Annotated in this window: 1 protein-coding gene; it reads right to left on the minus strand. The window is 46.6% G+C overall.

Going from position 1 to position 3,396, the window contains the following annotated elements:
- Positions 1-392: 392 nt before the first annotated feature.
- On the minus strand, positions 393-2,234 hold the full coding sequence (locus CQ015_RS18490; RefSeq protein WP_105650840.1) for a hypothetical protein: 1,842 nt from the start codon (positions 2,232-2,234) through the stop codon (positions 393-395).
- Positions 2,235-3,396 lie beyond the last annotated feature (1,162 nt).

Consider the following 3,396-nt stretch of genomic DNA (forward strand, 5'->3'; position numbering starts at 1 on the left):
AATTCAGGAAACCCACCGGAAGTCCGGCGTGATACCGATCCGGTGGGCTTGAGAGTCTCCATGAAAAATCTGGGCTAAACAATGGTGTCTACGATCTTATGAGATCGTGTGTCCGCAATGTGCTGAGACAGGACACACAAAGTCATAAGATCGGTTGTCCACGAAGTGCAGAGATTTCACACCACTTAGCCGGACTGCCGGTACCATCAAGCCATATTTTGGCATGTTTCCGGGTTCTCGCCAGATGGGTGGGCGGATTTTCGGTGAGGCGTTGCTACCGTTCACCCCTGACACATACGTGTGGCTCTATAGGACCGGCCCCGAACTACTTTCATAAATGGTCCGAGGTCGGTTACCAATGACTCTTGAGAAACTTTTCTACATATCAGTTCTTAGAACTTCTTGGGTGAACACACGATTCGTTTCTTGTCATTCTCGTCTGATAACCAGAGGAAGCTTGAAAGTAAAGCGTAAAGAGTTCGAATTCGAACTCTCGTGTTTGCTGGCTTTTGAACAAGCATATCGATTTCTTCCATATTGAATATCTTGGAGAGCTCAACGCGATCTCGTTTGCGAATGACTAGTGATACAGCCTCGCGCGCATGTGCGCGACCAGCCACTTGGGAAACGCGAGCGTTGATTTTTTTAGCGTATTCAATATCCTCTTTCGTCACGGTCGGAATAGTTAGCAATCCTGAATTGATCGCAAGTGTAGTGCTTGGCATGGCGTCGTCATTTTTTGGACGTACGTGATTGTATGAAGCTGGTTGCACGTAGTCGTACTTGAGTTCAACTGAATCACCAAACTTTTTGGAGTCGAAAGGTACGTCTAGAAGTGGTTTGCACAGTCTATGCATCAATTCGTAACCAATGAGATTATCTATTCGAGCTTTCAGTCCTAATTTGAATGCAAGCTGAATTCCGGAAGGTGAATAAAGTGGATCAAACCTATTTATGTAACGGTTCCAGTTAGTGGTGATCGTACCGACAAAATAGCGATTTCTAATTTGAAGATATAAGTAGTCAGGTAAATCTTCTTCCTGAACACCCAGGAATCTACCCTTTTCCAACTCAGAATCAATTTTGGAAGCATAGTTATCGATGAACTCACTTGAGAATAGCCCTGTTCCATCAGGTGCGAATAGATAGGAACCCCAAATCTTAGAACCAAAGTGAGCTCCTGATAAGCTGTTGCCATTAAGTTCGCCTATCCTGGTGCCATAAAAGGATCTGAAAGTTTCGCCATAGCCACCGCTGAGTAGGGTGATATCTGCCTCTTTGTGACCAGCACTTGGTCCCACCGGCAAGATTCCACTCGATACGAGCATTGAACTAAGCAACGCCCCGCCATAGTCGGAGATCTGATAATCGCTTGGGGAGCCGTTATTTGCGGTCATTATAGCGCCGACCTTTGCTGCTGCAGACTGAGCTATTTTTGTATCTTCCTGTATAGGATCACCTTTGCAGAAGAAACGGAGCTTATCTACGACACCTTGCGATTTCGCGGCAGCAAGGACTAGGCGACTATCAAAACCGCCGGTGAGATGTGCAATTTTTTGTGACGAAGTGCTGCTGGTCGCAGCTAAGACATTTTCTTGAATCTCGGCAACCGCCAAGTTTAGGAGTTCTTCGTTTGACAGTGACGAATTGAAGAACGTAGTTGCATTTTCGTAATATTCAACTTTAATTCCATTCCGAGATACAATGGCGTATTGTAACATGTCTAACGTTTCGACCTCGGAATAACTACTCTTAGTGAATCCTCCATTGCTAGAAACAGCCAATTCAAGAGCGTAATTCAAGGATTTAGTTAGTGGAAGATTCAACTTGGCAGTCAAATGTTCGATCTCCTGGAGATCACCAGTAATTATTTCAATATCTTCGAACGTGTAGTGAAAGAGGATTGCTTCACCCAAGACATCCGGTAATGCATACAAGGTGTTAGATGAGTTATTTTTCAGGTAGGCGATTCCAGCGCCTCGGAATCCTTGATTGAATTGATGTACTGCTTTTCCTGCATCAAGTGAGGGGATTAGTTGCTCGAAAAGATCGGCAGAAGATTTAATGAATTGGCCATCCATGACACCATTTCCCTGAAAGCCAAGAACGGACCATTCACCGTGAGCGACAATATTTGATTCAGAAAAGAAATAAATATTTTCAGAAAGGTAAAGATCGTCGATCGAGCCTAGCCTATTTTTACTCCAAATTACAGCAGGAAAATTTTTCATCATTACCTCAAGTTTTCGTTTTTAACGCTTATGTATATTTTATTTATTTACACTCTACGGACGATGATTTCTTTGCTTACTAGTCCGTGAAACCTATTCGAGTATTATTTGGAACTTTGAGGAATCGCGTGATGTCGTTCCTCCCCCTCTGCAGATGGACACGTATCAAACCGATTATAGGGGATGGGTTGAACGTCTCCGCTCACGTTAGTTCAAACAACTTATGGTTTTGCGTGTTGGAACAGAGGTGAGTTCGTTCGTTATTGCCGAGTTAGTTATGCGTTCTACACACGCAGTTTACCCAACGGCAGGGGCCTTGCTCGGTACTTAGCGTGGAACACATTTTTGAAATTCTCGGACTAGGCTGATTATTAGCGTACGTGTTGCATAACTTTTGAATCACACCGGGTTTAATTGAGGCAAGGAAAGTAAAGAAATACTCCTCTCTTGCCGATCAAATACACGGACGATCTAAAGTGCCGCGGTATTGATCTGGCGCTCCACGCCCAGTCGAATCCCGACATAGCTAGCGAAGCGATGAGGCGCATAGCCAACGACCTGCTGCTGAGCAGCGGGACTCTGCGCGCTTGGGGCCGCAGATACAAGATGAGTGGTGCCCCGGTTCCGGCACAGTCTGTGGGTCTGGAAGCCGCGAACAAGCGCCCTCCCGCCGAATGCGCAGAATTTTAGCAGGCCAACGAGTTCCTCAAGATGGCCGCGACTTCCTTCGCAGCGGAGCTCGACCGCCCTTCAAAGTAGTTGTCGATTTCATCGACAAGCACAAAGACGCGCTCGGGGTCGAGCCGATCATTCGCACGCTAGAAGGAACCCGCGTGCAGATCACCCTGAGCTCGTATATGCGTTCAAGAATCGCCCTCCTTCGGCCCGCAGCGTGCCTGACTGTTTAGCAGACGTATTTGGTAGCACGAGTGTATCGAAACGGTAGCAGCAGCGCGCGGACCGGACAGCACTCCTAAATCCACGCACTGCCGCTAACAATTACCTCTGCTCGCCGTTCCTTTGCGCTCCCGCATACTTATACCGGCGCATGTTCAGGGCTCTGGACATCGGCTCCCCATGAATAGTTAGAGTTCCCCGGAATGCTGGGGAAGAATCCACCTCCGGCACTATTAATCCAGTCATTCTTGAGATATAATTAACAAGA

This window comes from Arthrobacter sp. MYb221 (assembly GCF_002979835.1).
Taxonomy (GTDB): Bacteria; Actinomycetota; Actinomycetes; order Actinomycetales; family Micrococcaceae; genus Glutamicibacter.